We start from the raw sequence: 14,938 nt of genomic DNA, 5'->3' as shown, positions 1-14,938 counted from the left end.
ATGACAATAAACAAGCCGTCAAAGGCAGGAACTTTAGAGTCAAATGATATCTATATCATGCTGATGCCAAGTGAGGATGGAATTAAGATAGACCTTGAAAGTATTGTAGAGGACCAGTTTGGTGAGGATATAAGAGAGGTAATAGCTAAGAAGCTAGAGGAGATGGGTGTTACTTCCATCACAGTGAAGGCTACAGATAAGGGAGCCCTAGATTATACAATAAGAGCCAGAGTAGAAGCAGCAGTAAGCAGAGGACTATAAAGGAAGGTGTTAGATTTGAAACTAAGAAGAAGTATGCTATTTATGCCAGGGAACAACCCGGGAATGCTCCAGACAGCACCTATATTCGGAGCAGACTCAGTAATACTGGATCTTGAGGATGCAGTGGCAATCACTGAGAAGGATTCAGCAAGAATCCTAATAAGAGAAGCACTTAAATCAAATGACTATGAGGGAGTGGAGGTAGTAATCAGAATAAACCCTATGTCTACACCATTTGCTCATGATGATATAGATGCAATGGCAAGGTTAAAGCCAGATGCAATCCTTCTGCCTAAGGCAACTCCAGAGGATATGAAGGAATTAGATGAAATGCTAGACAGAATTGAAAAAGAGGAGGGAATGGAGCCCGGAACAATAAAGGTACATGCCCTTGTGGAAACTGCATATGGAGTGGAAACTGTATATGAGACAATCAAGGTAAGCTCTAGATGTGAAGCTGTACTTCTTGGAGGAGAGGACCTTGCAGCAGACCTAGCAGTAAAGAGAAGTAAGGACTCCGAGGAGCTTTTCTATGCGAGAACCAAGATAGTAAATGCTTGTAAGGCACTGAAGGTAGCTTCTGTAGATACTCCATTTACAGATACCAACGACTATGAGGGGCTTAGAGCAGACACTGAAAAAGCTAAGAAGCTAGGATTCAGCGGAAAGCTTTCTATCAACCCTAGACAGATAGATACTATTCACGAGGTGTACTCTCCAACTGAAGCTGAGATCCACCATGCAAGAAGAGTAATGTATGCCAAGGAAGAGGCAGAAAAGGAAGGACTGGGAGTATTCTCACTGGACGGTAAGATGGTAGACCTTCCAATAATCAATAGAGCCCAGCATACACTGGATGTAGCAAAGCTTATCGGTCTGATCTAAGAGAAGTCAGAGGACTGGAAGTAGAAGGTAGCTACCTCTCACTTTAAGGAAAGTGAGTTGATGGCGAAAAGGATTTTTAATATAAAATTGGAGGAAGCAGGTATGAATATACTGGGAAGAGATATTCCTGATTATATAGAAGGATATGGAGAGGTAAAGCATTATAATGGTTATCTTGCTGGAAAGGGAGAAAAGTCTAAGAGAGAGATCAAGTTTAGAAATACCCTTCCTGGAGATGAGAAGTTACACGAGGATCTAGAGGAGCTACTGAACAAGCTTCCTCTAAGGGACGAAATGGTAGTATCATTCCACCACCACCTAAGAAATGGTGACTACGTTCTTAATATGGTAATGGATTCAATAGCTAAGAGGGGATATAAGGATATCACCATTGCAGCCAGTTCAATATTCCCTTGCCACAAGGGCCTTGTAAAATATATAGAGGAGGGAGTGGTAACTGGAATCTATGCAGCATATATTTCAGGACCGGTAGCGGAAGCTATCTCAGCTGGAAAGTTAGCTAAGCCAGCAGTAATGCATACTCACGGAGGAAGAGCCAGAGTAATGGAGTCAGGAGACCTGGCTATAGATATCGCATTTATTGCAGCTCCTACATCGGATGACTATGGAAACATAAACGGAGTAGAGGGACAATCAGCTTGTGGTGCTCTTGGATATGCTCATACAGATGCTGAAACAGCGGGAGTTACTGTAGCTATTACAGATAACCTTGTGGAGTACCCTAACCCTATAATCGAGATAGACCAGACAAAGATCGACTATGTACTTAAGGTAGATGCCATTGGAGATCCAAATGGTATAGTATCTGGAACAACTCAGATCACAAAGAACCCAATCGGACTAAAGATAGCAAAGCTTACAGCAGACTTCATCAAGGATTCGGGATACCTGAAGGACGGTATGAGTTTCCAGACCGGTGCAGGAGGAATCTCCCTTGCAGTGGCTGATGAGATGAAAAACATCATGAAGAAGGACGATATCAAGGGAAGCTTTGCTTCTGGAGGAATCACAGGTTACATAGTTGATATGTATAAGGAGGGGCTATTTAAATCTCTTCTAGATGTACAGTGTTTCGACCTTGCTGCGATCCAGTCAGCTAAGGAAAACCCTGGACACATTACTATGTCTGCTTCTATGTATGCAAATGCAGATAACAAGGGAGCTGTGGTAAACAAGCTGGATGTAGTTATCCTAGGTGCTACAGAGATGGATACAGACTTCAATGTAAACGTAACAACTGGATCTAACGGTACAATCATGGGTGGATCTGGAGGTCACAGTGATACAGCAGCTGGTTCAAAGCTTTGTATAATTGTATCTCAGCTGGCTAACTCAAGAATCTCAGTACTTAAGGACAGAATAAACACTGTAACTACTCCAGGGGAGACAGTTGATATCCTTGTAACTGAGAGGGGAATAGCAATCAACCCTAAGAGAACAGATCTTATAGAGAAGTTTAAGGATTCTCACCTTCCAATAAGAACTATAGAGGAGCTTAGAGACATGGCTGTAGCTATGACTGGAAAGCCAAGAGATATAGAGTACGATGACAAGATTGTAGCTGTTGTAGAGTACAGAGACGGTAGTGTTGTTGACGTAGTAAGAAAGAGAAAGTAAGAGGATTAAAGTGGCGGCCTAAGGCCGCCACTTCTTTTTTATTTCTAAGGAAAGTAGATTTTTTATAAAAAACCATGAATTAATGAGTGTTTTAACTCGGTATCAGGATGCAACGTCACACTGCCTTTATAAAGCTTACTTTTTTGATAAAGAAATAGTGATATTATACTGTAAATATGATATGATATTCCAGGATAAATGATCGTCAGGATCAAAATAATATTTAAGGAGTTTTTTTTATGGATAATAAGTTTAGAGGAGCTGTGTATATGTGTGTGTCAGCTCTGGGGATGGCTCTCATGGCAGCCTGTGTAAAGATGGTGGGAACCGATGTATCAACATTTCAGAAGTTATTTTTCAGAAATATTGTAAATGCCCTTGTAGTCTTAGTAAGCATGAGCAGAATGGGAATCTCGGTTATGCCTAAGTCAAAGAGAAGTGCAAAGTTTATATTTTACAGAAGTATTGTGGGACTTACAGGAGCAACCTGTTTCTTCTATGCCATAAGTAATCTTCCCCTGGCAGATTCCAATATGCTAAATAAGCTGTCACCCTTCTTTGTAATGATATTTGCCTGCATCTTCCTAAAGGAGAAGTTTCATAGGATACAGATTATACCTCTACTTATGGTGTTTACAGGGGCAGTCCTTGTAATAAAGCCCACCTTTAATGTGGAGATCTACCCTGCTCTAATAGGATTTATATCGGCGGTATTTGCAGGAGGAGCCTATACCCTTATAAGATACCTTAGGACAATGGAGGAACCCAATACAATAGTTTTCTGGTTTGCAGTGATCTCCTTTGTATTCATGTTTCCCCCAATGATGGTTACAGGTTTTGTAGTGCCAGATATGAAGCAGTTAATCTTTCTTATAGGGAGTGGAGTCTTTGCCACTGTAGGACAGGTGGCTATATCCTATGCCTACAAGTATGCCCCGGCAAATGAAGTTTCCATCTATCAATACCTGAGTATAATCTTTTCAGCTCTAATAGGTGGAGTCGTTCTGGGGGAGATACCGGACATCTACAGTATCTTTGGAGGAGTATTTATAATGGGAGCAGCCCTTATAAACTTCTATATCACCAATAGAGTAGTAGCTAAATAAAAAAAGTCCCTGAGGGGACTTTTTTGTTTTAATACTTATTTGTAAGTAAGGATAGTTTCCAGCTTAGGGTTTACATCCTTCGATCTCTACAATTCTTCTTTTTTTATGCTCCCCTTCAAGAACTCCCTTCTTCTCTCCCAGAGGGATGAAGCTTCCCTGGCAGGTGCTTGAGGCGGGTGTCCCTTATCCCTGAGGAACTGCCCTAAAGTTACAAAGGTATAGCCCCTCTCACTGAGATCTCTTATAATCTCAGGAAGAAGGTAGACGCTTTTTTTATTGGAGTGGAGGAGAAGAATTCCTCCTTTCTGATGGTATCTCTGGACTCTTTTCAGGGAATCCTCCCAAGGATCCCTCCAGTCGAAGGTATCAAGGGACCAGTTTATAATATGGTACCCCCTTTCCCTTAAAAACTCTACCTGCTTAGGAGTGGCATAGCCATAGGGTGGGCGCACCAAGGAGGTTGGAATTCCGCCATTTTTTTTCAGGAGATCATTAAAGGCAAGGATCTCATCGTTATAAATATCCTCAAGAGTCATATCCTTAAAGGTCCCATGGGTATAGGAGTGGTTACCTATCTCGTGTCCACCATCGGCTATCCTTTTAACCATATGGGGATAGGACTCGATCTCAGATCCCACAAGAAAAAAGTTTGCTTTAACCCTGTTTTTTTTCAGAACGCTGAGGATATCTCCAGTATGGATGGATGGCCCATCGTCTATGGTAATAACCACATATTTTTCCCTAGTTTTCAGCTGATAGAGCCTGTCAGCCTTAGTCCGTCCATAGGTGTAGAGATCCTCTGTCCCATTGGCGTAAAGAGCGATGCTCAGTAAAAAAAATATAGGCAGAAAATGCTTCATAGATACCTCCTGAACTGCAACCTCATAAATGAATGGACTTGGATGCCTTCCCACTTTTTTACAAATATGGTTTGAGATCCACACTGCTGAAAACCTGACCCACCTCATCCCCCAAGTGGTTTTTATTTGGAAGGACCTTGTATCTGGTCAGCTCCATCTCCTGCTCTCTGTCCAGGAGCTTAAGCTTCTTTAGTATCTCCATTACAACTGGTGGGATACACCGAACTCCTCCAGATTCTATCTTGAGGGCGATACCAATTCCAAGATCCCTTATTCCTATACAGTAGACACCATCGGCACCCAGCTTAGCCACAAGTTTTCCCCCTGCAGACCTTGTAAGGTCTGAACAAAATCCCCTTGTACCTGCAAGCATCTCAGGAGCCACGGCCATGGCGTCGTAAATCTTTCTAGACCACTCTCCATAAACTGGATCCCTTCCCACAGAAAACTTAGCATAGGCCAGAGCCATATTGTATATGGGCATAGAAAACACAGGGACTCCGCATCCGTCGATGCCTATATTTATATCCCTTTTCTTCATTCCACTCATGTGAGCTACCGTTTCAAGGATCCCCTGCTGCACGGGATGCTCCTCCCTGTAGTAGCCCTCACTTTCCCAGCCCATACTTTTACAGATACTAAGCATGGCACTGTGCTTTCCAGAGCAGCAGGAAAAAAGTGAAGAGGGCTCTATTCCGGATTTAAGCTGTTTAGCGGCTATGGAAGGTTTCATAGAGTGAACCTTTCCGCACTTGAGTTCCTCCTGGGAGAGGCCAATCTTCTTCAAGATACCCTCTACAGTCTGAGTATGAAACTCCTCTCCATAGTGGGAACCGCACATGATAGAGAGTTCACCACTGCTGAACCCATACTTTTCGGCTGCTCCCCTCCTAAAAACCTCCAGTGTCTGAAGGGGTTTAGCTGCAGACCTTATAAAGGCTTCCTTTCTGGGGTCTCCGTGAAAGTAAAGGATACTTCCCTTAGAGTCCACCACTACAACATCTCCCCTGAGGATACACTCGGTGATTCCTCCCCTGGTTACCCTGGCAATCTCCTGACTCATTTAACTACCTCCCTAATCATAGTTTTTATATGCCTTAAAAAACTCCTCCTTAAACCAAAGAGCCAGAGGTGCAGGCTCTATAATCCTTATTTCAGAAAGGAAATATGTAAAGTATCTCTTGGCTTTCTCCTGGGAACACTCAAAGTAGTAGGTAGTGCCTTCGTTTTTAATGATGTGGGGTCTGTTTGTCTTAAGGACCTTTAAAAGCTCGCACCCTCTATCGGTAAGCTCAGCCACAACTAACTTCCCCTTGGAAAGGAAGGGATCAAAATCAGCTATTACCCTGCTGATAAACTCCTTCTCACCCTCATGAACTCTGTCCCTGGTGATAAGGATGGAGCTTATATTGGCAACCTTGTAGTTTTTATATTTCCCTTCTATGTGGTCGTAGGAGAATAGGTAGTTGGCCAGCTCCAACTGGGAGCTTCCAATAAAGTAGGGAGTCACCTTGGTGCTCTTACCATCCTTGAATATGATCTTCAGGGTCTTTTTTTCCTCTATGGCGTAACGTATCTTTTCCAAAACCTCCTTGAAGACAAAGGCCTCCCTGTTTTTCTTTGACTGATTGGTGTAGGAGTAGAAAACCTGCCTGAAGAAGGCAGCCTCCACCTGGACATTATTTTCCTCCAACACTTCATAGTAGGTCTCTAAATTTTTCTTATTGAGGTTGAACTGGAGGGTAGATTTTTTTTTACACTCTGGAAGAACCTCCTGGGAGGCCTCAAACTTCAATTCATTAAAGAGATAGTTACACAGCTTATTTTTATTTATATTAAATTCCTCGATATCTGCTATAATAACATCATAGATATAGTCGGGAAGTGTTACACGTATCTTTTTTTCCATATGTTGCTCCCTTCATCTATCGTTCAAAAAACATGAACAAAATAATTGTAAAAAATACTTATAATTATAGTATACAACAAAAAAAAGTGAACACAATATATTTTTTTTTGATATATACTTTAAAGGTTTAAAAAGGAGTAAAATTTAATTAAGACGGATTATTGGAGGAGATACATTGAATATAAAGGAAAATATCCTAAGAACAGTAGGAAAAACACCAATTGTAAGATTAAATAATATAAATGAAACCCATGCAGAGATCCTGGTAAAGGTAGAGGGAATGAACCCAGGAGGAAGTGTGAAGGACAGGGTAGCTATAAATATCATAGAGGAAGCTGAGGCTCAGGGAAAACTGGACAGGGATACAGTGGTAATAGAGGCTACCAGTGGAAATACAGGGATAGGTCTAGCTATGACATGTGCAGTAAAGGGGTATGACCTGAAGATCATAATGCCAGATACAATGAGTGTAGAGAGAAGGCAGCTGGTAGAAGCTTATGGAGCGGAGATAATCCTTGTAGACGGTTCCCTTGGAATGAAGGGCTGTCTGGATAAGATAGATGAGTTAAAGGAAAAGTATGAGAAGGTATTTATTCCAGATCAGTTTAAAAACCCTGCTAACCCAGCAGCTCACTCAAAGAGTACAGCTGTGGAGATAATAGAGGATCTAGAGGGAGAGCTGGATATATTCCTTACTGGAACTGGAACTGGAGGAAGCTTCACAGGTACAGCAAGAGCTCTGAAGGAGAAGATACCTCACCTGAAGGCCTATGCACTGGAGCCTGCAGAGTCTCCACTTCTTTCAAAGGGATATATAGGACCTCATAAGCTACAGGGAATAGGGATGAGTGCCGGATTTGTACCTCCGGTATTTGAGGAGAGCTACGCTGACGGTATAGTTACAGCTACATATGAACAGGCTCTTGTAATGACAAACAGACTTGCAAGGGAGGAGGGGATCCTTGCGGGGATCTCATCTGGAGCAGCTCTTCATGCAGCTATGGAGCTTGGTAGGTTAGAGGAGAACAAGGGAAAGAGGATAGTTGTGCTTCTTATGGATACTGGAGAGAGATACCTGAGCAGCAATATCTTCGGACAGGCCTAAAGTTGAATTATATGGTAGATAAAAAGAGGGATAACCCTCTTTTTTTATTGTTAAGGAAAGTATCGAATTATAGATGGATTTTATTATAAAAATCCATTACATAAGGTTAGCAAGGGGGGAGCGTTACGCTCCTTTTTATTGGTTCAAGAAAAAGCTTGCATCGGTCCAGTGGATAGGTTAATCTATAGTCAGATCAATGGAATAGGGGGAAAAGTATGAGAACAATGACATTTGAGGAATTATTTGACTGTGGTGTGAACTATGAAACATATGTGGGAAGCGGAACCAAGGAAGAGAGAGCAAGAATACCTAAAAACTATTCAAGGATAAACTTTGAGACCTCTCTTTCAGAGAAGATATCAGGGATATCTAAAAAAGTAAACTTTCTATGTGTGGGAGAGATCTGGTGTCCAGACTGTCAGCTGAACCTCACTGTGATAAAAAAGATGTGCGAGGTAAATACCAACTTTGAGATATCAGTAATTACAAGAGGAAGAGGACAGAAGTTTCTCTCTGAAGCACTGGGTCTGGATGAAGTGAAGATACCAACAGTAGTTATCTTAGATGAAAACTATGAAAAGATGGGAGTGTTTTTAGAGCAGCCGGAAGTGGTTAGAAGCTCTGAAAACTATGAGGAGATAGAGCTGGACTATCTAAAGGGGAAGTACCTGTCGGATACAGCAGAGGATATTCTAAAGGTGATTGGATAAAAAAACCGCCCTATGGGCGGTTTTTTTATTTAAAAAGTATAAAATTCATATTAATTTTGTGTGAAGTTAATCAGTGCTCCCTTTGATTATTAGGATGCAACGTCACGTTGCTCTAGAGTATCTCCAACTCCTCCAGACTCCTCTTAAGAAGTTTTGGAGCTTTCAAGTGGAATCCTATGATTCCAAACTCGGTGGCAGCCTCTATATTGTGCTTGGTGTCATCTATAAAGAGTGTTTCGCTGGGGGTAAGCTGATATTTTTTCAGGATATGGCTATATATCTCTCCCTCAGGTTTTAAAAGGTTTATATCTGCAGAGATGACCTTACCATCTGCCAGATGGAGAAGGGGTATATCCCTGTAAAAATCATAGAAAAGATCCTTGTGGAAGTTTGAAAGGATGAAGATCCTATAACCATTATTCTTAATAGCCTCCAAAAGCCTCAAGTTTTCATCGATGGGGGTGATGATAGACCTTCTGTTACTCAAGATGGCCTCAGCTTCCTCCCTGGTGACTCTGCCTCTGCTTACTATGCTGTCGATGGCCTCTTCAATACTACAGGTTCCCCTGTCTAAGTTCTTCCACTCCTTCTCCTTAAAGATCTCCTTCATCAAAATTTCAGCCTTTTCCTTAGAAAAATTTTGACTTAAGTAATTTTTAGGTGTAAATTCAAAGAGAACCTGACCTAGATCAAAGATTATATTTCTAATCATAAAATTTCCTCCCCCTTAAAAAACAGACTTTCAACTGGAGCGTTTAATAAGAGTTTAATACTTGAGGCTGGATATGTCAAGCTTCAAGAGGAAAAGGTGATTATATACAAATGAATATTAAAATAAGATGAATAAAAGATTAAAAAACCTAAAGAAAATAAAAAAAAATAAAAAAATATTGTTTTTTTTTATAGCCCTCAATATATAAGAAATGGTACCGATACCAAATTTTATTGGAACCGCTCTCAACAGTTTTATGATTTTTGCATTGTAAATTTTATGTGGTATAAATATAATAGACTTCATCAATGGACTTCATCTATAATCTTTTTCAGAACGAAAGATACGTTTGGTGAACTATAAAATTGAGAGTCGTTGGGGTAAAAATCCAATAATGGAATTAGTATCATTCGGAGTTTGTATTTTAGACAGGTTTTAAAATAAAATGAGGGGGTATTATATGGAATCTTTTATTAACATGCTAAACGGGATAGTGTGGCACAATTCACTGGTTTACTTGTGTCTGGGAGCAGGTCTGTTTTTTACCGTTGTAACTAAGGGTGCACAGATGAGACTTATCAAGGAGATGGTGAGGCTTCTATTTGATAAGGGTGACTCAGAATCAGGAGTATCTTCCTTCGAAGCTGTGTGTATGGCAGTAAGTGGAAGAGTAGGAACAGGAAATATCGCAGGAGTAGCTACCGCGATTGCTCTTGGAGGACCAGGATCTATCTTTTGGCTGTGGGTAATCTCACTACTTGGAGGAGCGTCATCATTTATTGAGTCTACTCTGGGACAGCTTTACAAGGAGGAAGTGTCAGGGTCGTATAGAGGGGGACCTTCATACTACTTTAAAAGAGGACTATTTGGAAAGGGACACAAGGGATATGGAACAGCATTTGCAGGGGCAACACTGCTGGCAATGGGAATCTTCCTACCAGGGGTACAGTCAAACACTATTGCAACATCTGTAAACAATGCCTTTGGAGTATCACCAATAGTTACTGGAGTATCAATTGTAGTTATTCTTGCAGCTATCATAATTGGAGGAGCTAAGAGAATAGGTAAGTTCGCCGGTGTAGTAGTACCATTCATGGCGGCAGGATATATATTAGTAGCAGTTATAATTCTAGCATTAAATGTGGGAGATATCATTCCTTCACTTCAGCTAATTGTAGCTTCAGCATTCGGTGGCGGAGAAGCGGCACTAGGTGGAATGGTCGGAGCAGCTGTAACTTGGGGTGTTAAGAGAGGAATCTACTCAAACGAGGCTGGACAGGGTACTGGACCTGCATCAGCAGCAGCGGCAGAGGTTAACCACCCGGCTAAGCAGGGGCTTGTACAGGCATTCTCTATCTATATCGACTCGATCTTTGTATGTACAGCTACAGCTCTTATGATCATCATCACTGGAGCATATAAGGTATTTGACTCAGCTGGAAACACAATTTTTGCTGGAGATATGGCAACAGATGCAATGACATCGACATCTATAGGTCCACTTAATACAGCGGCGGCAATCGACGCAGGTATGGGAGCTGGAGCATATGTAGTAGCGATCTCTATCATCTTCTTTGCCTTCACAACTATTCTGGCTTACTTCTGGAATGGAGATACAGCTCTTGTATACTTCACAGATGGTAAGAACAAGATGGCAGAGTATGTATTTAAGGCATTCTTCCTTGGATTCACATTCTACGGAACTATGACTACAGGTGGAATGGCATGGACTCTTGGTGATATCGGAGTTGGACTAATGGCATGGATCAACATCGTAGGAATCCTTATGATGTATAAGCCGGCAGTAGCTTGTCTGAGAGACTATGAGCTAAGAATGAAGGAAGGAAGAACAGAGGAAAATGACTTCGATCCTGAAGCTCTTGGAATTATGAATACTTCTGGTGTATGGAAGAAGAAGATGGAAAAAGCAGGAACACTCAAGGAAAAAGGAAAGGCCACAGAAGTGGAACTGGCATAATAATACCTCTAAAGGACTGGATAACTCCAGTCCTTTTTTTATGGTAAAACCTTCTTTAATATCATGTATAACCTATTACTTAGTTAAGGGAGCTAAGGTTGGAAGTGACAGAAATACCCGCTTCCTTAGGTTTAGAGCATTAAATGGGGTATAATATTCTTAAAAGGCGGTGATAGAGGGATGAAACTGATACTACCAAGACCTGGTATGGAGGAAGCCTTCAAAAGAATGGCAGAGGATTATAGAGTTGAGGAGGAGTGGCACTACTACTATAAGTATGAGGAGGGACTCCAGAATATGGAGAACTACCTTGAAAGACTAGGAGAGATCAGTCGGGGAATAGATCTACCAGAGGGAGATGTGGCCACAACCACCTACTGGCTGGTGGATGAGGATGAGACAGAGATCAGAGGGAATATAAGGATAAGGCACAGGGCTGTGCCGATCCATGGAAATATAGGGTATGATGTTCCCCCCTCTATGAGGATGAGGGGATATGGCAGGGAGATTCTGAAACTTGGGATAGCCAAGGCCAGAGAGATGGGGATAGAGGATCTCAGGGTCACATGCGGTGAGAACAACGAGGCTTCCAGGAGAGTTATTCAAGGTAATGGAGGAAGGTTTTTAAGGAGCGAGGAGGACCATGGGGAGAATTTTCTTGAATATATTATAGAGTAGTTTTAAGCTCAGGTGGCAGGTCCCGTGCAGACCTGCTAAATTTAATTTGAAGAAAATCATCTGAAGGTCTAAAACACCAGTAAAAATGCATACTTGAAAAAAAGAAAATAGGGGAAAGGGGGTATATGATTTAGAAGGAGGGGGTGCAATATGGAAAAAACTTTGCTGATAATAAAACCCGACGGTGTGGAACGGGGCCTCGTAGGAGAGATAATAGGAAGGATAGAGAGGAAGGGGCTAAAGCTGTCCGCCCTGAAGTTAGATATAATAGGTAGAGAAAAAGCCAGTCTGCACTATGCAGAGCATGAGGGGAAGGAGTTCTACGACTCCCTTATAAACTTTATTACCTCCAGTCCCGTGGTGCTGGCTGTAGTTGAGGGAGAGAAGGCCATAGCCACTATGAGAAAGATGGCGGGAGCTACAAGGGCCTTAGAGGCTGAAGCGGGGACCATTAGGGGAGATTTTGCCATGGATACCACAAAGAATATAGTGCACTCATCGGACTCTGCAGAGAGCGCTGAGAGGGAGATAAAAAACTTTTTTAAACCCGAAGAAATTATGGCTTATAAACTCTATCTGGAGCCCTGGGTATATTAACTTAAGCTATATTGTTATTTGATTATTTTTATGCTAGAATGGAGGAAAATTATGAAAAAAATCAAGGATGTAATAAACAGGAAAGTTGTGACAATATCCCCAGAGGAAACTCTGGATAAGATAATATCCCTTATGAAGGAAAAGGGTATCGGAAGACTGCCTGTAGTGGAAGGCGGAAGGATATTAGGGGTAGTTACAAGGGATGATATCCTCATCAGGGAGGAGAAGGCTCCCCTGCCTCCAGTGATAGCTTTCTGGGATCTTCTCATAACTCTTCCAGGAAATAAAAACTTCCAGGAAAAGCTCAAGAAGATATCCTCCTATAAAGCCAAGGAGCTTATGTCGGAGGACTACCTGGTAAGCGGTGAGGAGGACGATCTAGAGGAAGTGGTAACTAAGATGTTGGAGGAGGGATATCCCTATACTCTGGTAGTAGAGAAGGGTGAGCTGAGGGGAATTATTACCAAAAGCGACCTCATCTACAATTGTTTTTAATATAAGCTAGCCTCAGGCTATCTATATAAATAAATGATTGATTAAAAAGGAAGGTGTAAATTTAACTTGGACACGTACGGCGAAATTATATTACTTATAATTTTAATTGGGCTTTCTGGCTTCTTTTCAGCTTCAGAAACAGCACTTACGGCATTTAAGAGTAACAATTTGGAGGATGTAGAGGATGAGCATCCAAAGGTAGCAGAGCTTCTCAGGAAGTGGCTGAAGAAGCCAAATGAGATGCTTACTGGAATACTTTTAGGAAATAATATCGTGAATATTCTGGCTTCATCCATAGCTACAGCGGTAACATTTGCAATGATTGGAAACAGCGGAAGAGCCATAGCAATGGTAACCCTGTGTATGACAGTGGTTATACTGATCTTTGGTGAGATCACTCCCAAGGTTGTGGCAAAGAACTACTCAAGCAAGGTAGCCATGCTTGTTATTCTACCTATCTACTATGTATCACTGCTAACACTGCCGGTGATCAAAGTACTCATATTTATATCCAAGGTAATAGGAAAGATCTTTGGAATACATATAAGCGATGAGAACCTCATGATTACAGAGGAGGATATAATCTCCTATGTAAATGTAGGAGAGGCTGAGGGTGTAATAGAAGAGGATGAAAAGGAGATGATCCACTCGATATTTGAGTTTGGAGAGACCAGCGCCAAGGAGGTAATGACTCCGAGAACATCTATGTTTGCCCTTGAAGCGGATCAGACTATAGATGAGGTATGGGAAGAGATAAAGGAAAACGGATTCTCCAGAATACCTGTATATGATGAGGAGGGGATAGACAATATCATTGGAATCCTCTACCTGAAGGACCTTCTGGATATTGTAAAATCCGGTAAGACAGATGTTCCTGTGGGAGATTACCTGAGAGAGGTATACTTCGTACCAGAAACAAAATCCATAATGGAGATACTGGAGGAGTTTAAGAGAAAAAAGGTACACATTGCCATAGCTCTGGATGAATACGGAGGAACTGTGGGAGTTCTTACTATTGAAGACCTTATCGAGGAGATAGTGGGAGAGATACAGGATGAGTACGATAAGGAAGAGGATGAGCTCATCAAAGCAGTGGGCGATGAGGTATATGAAGTAGATGCAATGATAGACATCGAGACCCTCAATAAGGAGCTAGACATCGAGCTGCCTGAATCTGAGGACTATGAGAGCCTTGGAGGACTTGTAGTAACTGAGATGGGTAAGGTAGCAGATGTGGGAGACAGCATCCAGGTTGGAAGTATAAAGATAAATGTCCTGGAAGTGGATAAGATGAGGGTATCAAAGGTATTACTACATAAAATTAGTGATGAGGTTGAAGAATGAAAAGCAGGATGAAGAATTGGTTCTATACAGGTCTTATAGCGGTACTTCCAGTTGTACTAACAATATATTTTGTTTCCTGGGTAGCCAAGCTTGTAATTACCTTTATAGGTAACTCATTTGTTGTAAAGTATATAACAGACTACCTTCTAAAGATGGAGAGCATCACCACTAGGCAGGAAGCTGAGGTCTATATAAAGATAACAGTATATGTACTGGCTGTAATAGGTGTGTTTATTGGAGTTACCATTGTAGGGATGACCCTGAAGCTTGTAATAGGAAGAAAGATAGCCAACAGCCTGGAGAAGCTCTTTACAAGGATACCTATAATAAAATCAGTATATACTACTTTGAGCCAGATCACAGGTCTGGTATCTTCAGATAAATCAAAATCCTACCAGAAGGTGGTACTTTTAGAGTATCCCAGAAAGGGGATATACAGCTTAGGTTTTTTAACCAGCGACGGAAATGAATACTTTGAAGATATAACAGGAAGACCCAAGCTACTTAATGTATTTATACCTACCTCTCCAAACCCAACATCGGGAATGTTTGTAATGGTGCAGGAGAGTGAAGCCAGAGTCCTTGATATGAAGGTAGAGGAGGCAGTGAAACTTATCATATCCGGAGGAGCAGTGTTACCTGAAACAGCAGAAAAATAAT

Annotated in this window: 16 protein-coding genes; 12 read left to right on the top strand and 4 right to left on the bottom strand. The window is 41.5% G+C overall.

Annotation, left to right across the window (positions count from 1 at the left end; genetic code table 11):
* The 4 genes from citD (at position 1) to QMG11_RS12855 (ending at position 3,890) form a co-directional block, all read left to right on the top strand.
* Positions 1-261 carry a citrate lyase acyl carrier protein gene (citD, locus tag QMG11_RS12870; protein ID WP_281836477.1) on the top strand — a complete coding sequence of 87 codons (261 nt, stop codon included), beginning with the start codon at positions 1-3 and terminating at the stop codon, positions 259-261.
* Between the two features lie 6 nt (positions 262-267).
* The gene (locus tag QMG11_RS12865; protein ID WP_281836475.1) at positions 268-1,146 is read left to right on the top strand and encodes an HpcH/HpaI aldolase/citrate lyase family protein; all 879 of its coding nucleotides are present in this window, start codon (positions 268-270) and stop codon (positions 1,144-1,146) included.
* Positions 1,147-1,248: 102 nt separating this feature from the next.
* The gene (citF, locus tag QMG11_RS12860) at positions 1,249-2,784 is read left to right on the top strand and encodes a citrate lyase subunit alpha (RefSeq protein ID WP_281836473.1); all 1,536 of its coding nucleotides are present in this window, start codon (positions 1,249-1,251) and stop codon (positions 2,782-2,784) included.
* Between the two features lie 239 nt (positions 2,785-3,023).
* Entirely contained in the window at positions 3,024-3,890 is an 867-nt protein-coding gene (locus tag QMG11_RS12855) for a DMT family transporter (RefSeq protein ID WP_281836472.1), read from the top strand.
* 86 nt (positions 3,891-3,976) lie between these two features.
* Here the strand turns inward: QMG11_RS12855 and QMG11_RS12850 are convergent, their stop codons facing one another.
* Genes QMG11_RS12850 through QMG11_RS12840 form a run of 3 tightly spaced genes read right to left on the bottom strand, consistent with a single transcriptional unit; the run spans position 3,977 to position 6,659 of the window.
* Positions 3,977-4,750 carry a polysaccharide deacetylase family protein gene (locus QMG11_RS12850; protein ID WP_281836471.1) on the bottom strand — a complete coding sequence of 258 codons (774 nt, stop codon included), beginning with the start codon at positions 4,748-4,750 and terminating at the stop codon, positions 3,977-3,979.
* A 58-nt stretch (positions 4,751-4,808) separates the two neighbouring features.
* Positions 4,809-5,813 carry an asparaginase gene (locus QMG11_RS12845; RefSeq protein ID WP_281836470.1) on the bottom strand — a complete coding sequence of 335 codons (1,005 nt, stop codon included), beginning with the start codon at positions 5,811-5,813 and terminating at the stop codon, positions 4,809-4,811.
* Positions 5,814-5,825: 12 nt separating this feature from the next.
* Complete coding sequence (locus QMG11_RS12840; protein ID WP_281836469.1) at positions 5,826-6,659, bottom strand: WYL domain-containing protein; 834 nt, start codon at positions 6,657-6,659, stop codon at positions 5,826-5,828.
* A gap of 175 nt (positions 6,660-6,834) precedes the next feature.
* Between QMG11_RS12840 and cysK the strand changes: the two genes are divergently transcribed.
* Together cysK and QMG11_RS12830 are read left to right on the top strand one after the other, a co-directional pair.
* On the top strand, positions 6,835-7,764 hold the full coding sequence (cysK, locus tag QMG11_RS12835) for a cysteine synthase A (protein ID WP_281836467.1): 930 nt from the start codon (positions 6,835-6,837) through the stop codon (positions 7,762-7,764).
* Positions 7,765-7,979: 215 nt separating this feature from the next.
* Positions 7,980-8,474 (top strand): thioredoxin family protein, encoded by a 495-nt coding sequence (locus QMG11_RS12830; protein WP_281836463.1) that lies wholly within the window; start codon positions 7,980-7,982, stop codon positions 8,472-8,474.
* A gap of 112 nt (positions 8,475-8,586) precedes the next feature.
* Here the strand turns inward: QMG11_RS12830 and QMG11_RS12825 are convergent, their stop codons facing one another.
* Positions 8,587-9,186 (bottom strand): HAD family hydrolase, encoded by a 600-nt coding sequence (locus QMG11_RS12825; RefSeq protein WP_281836462.1) that lies wholly within the window; start codon positions 9,184-9,186, stop codon positions 8,587-8,589.
* A 460-nt stretch (positions 9,187-9,646) separates the two neighbouring features.
* Between QMG11_RS12825 and QMG11_RS12820 the strand changes: the two genes are divergently transcribed.
* From QMG11_RS12820 to QMG11_RS12795, 6 genes are all read left to right on the top strand, one after another.
* Positions 9,647-11,164: an alanine/glycine:cation symporter family protein gene (locus QMG11_RS12820; RefSeq protein ID WP_281836461.1), complete on the top strand. Its 1,518-nt coding sequence runs from the start codon at positions 9,647-9,649 to the stop codon at positions 11,162-11,164.
* 180 nt (positions 11,165-11,344) lie between these two features.
* Positions 11,345-11,842, top strand: coding sequence for a GNAT family N-acetyltransferase (locus QMG11_RS12815; protein WP_281836460.1), 498 nt, complete (start codon positions 11,345-11,347; stop codon positions 11,840-11,842).
* Positions 11,843-11,992: 150 nt separating this feature from the next.
* Complete coding sequence (ndk, locus tag QMG11_RS12810; RefSeq protein WP_281836459.1) at positions 11,993-12,439, top strand: nucleoside-diphosphate kinase; 447 nt, start codon at positions 11,993-11,995, stop codon at positions 12,437-12,439.
* Positions 12,440-12,490: 51 nt separating this feature from the next.
* Positions 12,491-12,934: a CBS domain-containing protein gene (locus QMG11_RS12805; RefSeq protein WP_281836458.1), complete on the top strand. Its 444-nt coding sequence runs from the start codon at positions 12,491-12,493 to the stop codon at positions 12,932-12,934.
* Between the two features lie 66 nt (positions 12,935-13,000).
* A complete protein-coding gene (locus tag QMG11_RS12800; RefSeq protein ID WP_281836457.1) occupies positions 13,001-14,278 on the top strand; it encodes a hemolysin family protein in 1,278 nt (425 codons plus the stop codon).
* Complete coding sequence (locus tag QMG11_RS12795) at positions 14,275-14,937, top strand: DUF502 domain-containing protein (protein ID WP_281836456.1); 663 nt, start codon at positions 14,275-14,277, stop codon at positions 14,935-14,937. Before QMG11_RS12800 ends, QMG11_RS12795 begins: the two co-directional genes overlap by 4 nt.
* Position 14,938 lies beyond the last annotated feature (1 nt).

Source organism: Propionigenium maris DSM 9537, assembly GCF_027925155.1.
Classification (GTDB): Bacteria; Fusobacteriota; Fusobacteriia; order Fusobacteriales; family Fusobacteriaceae; genus Propionigenium; species Propionigenium maris.
Note: the sequence above shows the minus strand (reverse complement) of the source record. Positions and strands in the feature narration are given on the sequence as shown.

What these genes read in the sequence shown, in the direction of transcription:
- QMG11_RS12840 (WP_281836469.1), bottom strand. Translation starts at nt 6,659, where the DNA reads ATGGAAAAAAAGATACGTGTAACACTTCCCGACTATATCTATGATGTT.
- citD (WP_281836477.1), top strand. Translation starts at nt 1, where the DNA reads ATGACAATAAACAAGCCGTCAAAGGCAGGAACTTTAGAGTCAAATGAT.
- citF (WP_281836473.1), top strand. Translation starts at nt 1,249, where the DNA reads ATGAATATACTGGGAAGAGATATTCCTGATTATATAGAAGGATATGGA.
- ndk (WP_281836459.1), top strand. Translation starts at nt 11,993, where the DNA reads ATGGAAAAAACTTTGCTGATAATAAAACCCGACGGTGTGGAACGGGGC.
- QMG11_RS12845 (WP_281836470.1), bottom strand. Translation starts at nt 5,813, where the DNA reads ATGAGTCAGGAGATTGCCAGGGTAACCAGGGGAGGAATCACCGAGTGT.
- QMG11_RS12825 (WP_281836462.1), bottom strand. Translation starts at nt 9,186, where the DNA reads ATGATTAGAAATATAATCTTTGATCTAGGTCAGGTTCTCTTTGAATTT.
- QMG11_RS12815 (WP_281836460.1), top strand. Translation starts at nt 11,345, where the DNA reads ATGAAACTGATACTACCAAGACCTGGTATGGAGGAAGCCTTCAAAAGA.
- QMG11_RS12820 (WP_281836461.1), top strand. Translation starts at nt 9,647, where the DNA reads ATGGAATCTTTTATTAACATGCTAAACGGGATAGTGTGGCACAATTCA.
- QMG11_RS12850 (WP_281836471.1), bottom strand. Translation starts at nt 4,750, where the DNA reads ATGAAGCATTTTCTGCCTATATTTTTTTTACTGAGCATCGCTCTTTAC.
- QMG11_RS12795 (WP_281836456.1), top strand. Translation starts at nt 14,275, where the DNA reads ATGAAAAGCAGGATGAAGAATTGGTTCTATACAGGTCTTATAGCGGTA.
- QMG11_RS12855 (WP_281836472.1), top strand. Translation starts at nt 3,024, where the DNA reads ATGGATAATAAGTTTAGAGGAGCTGTGTATATGTGTGTGTCAGCTCTG.
- QMG11_RS12830 (WP_281836463.1), top strand. Translation starts at nt 7,980, where the DNA reads ATGAGAACAATGACATTTGAGGAATTATTTGACTGTGGTGTGAACTAT.
- QMG11_RS12805 (WP_281836458.1), top strand. Translation starts at nt 12,491, where the DNA reads ATGAAAAAAATCAAGGATGTAATAAACAGGAAAGTTGTGACAATATCC.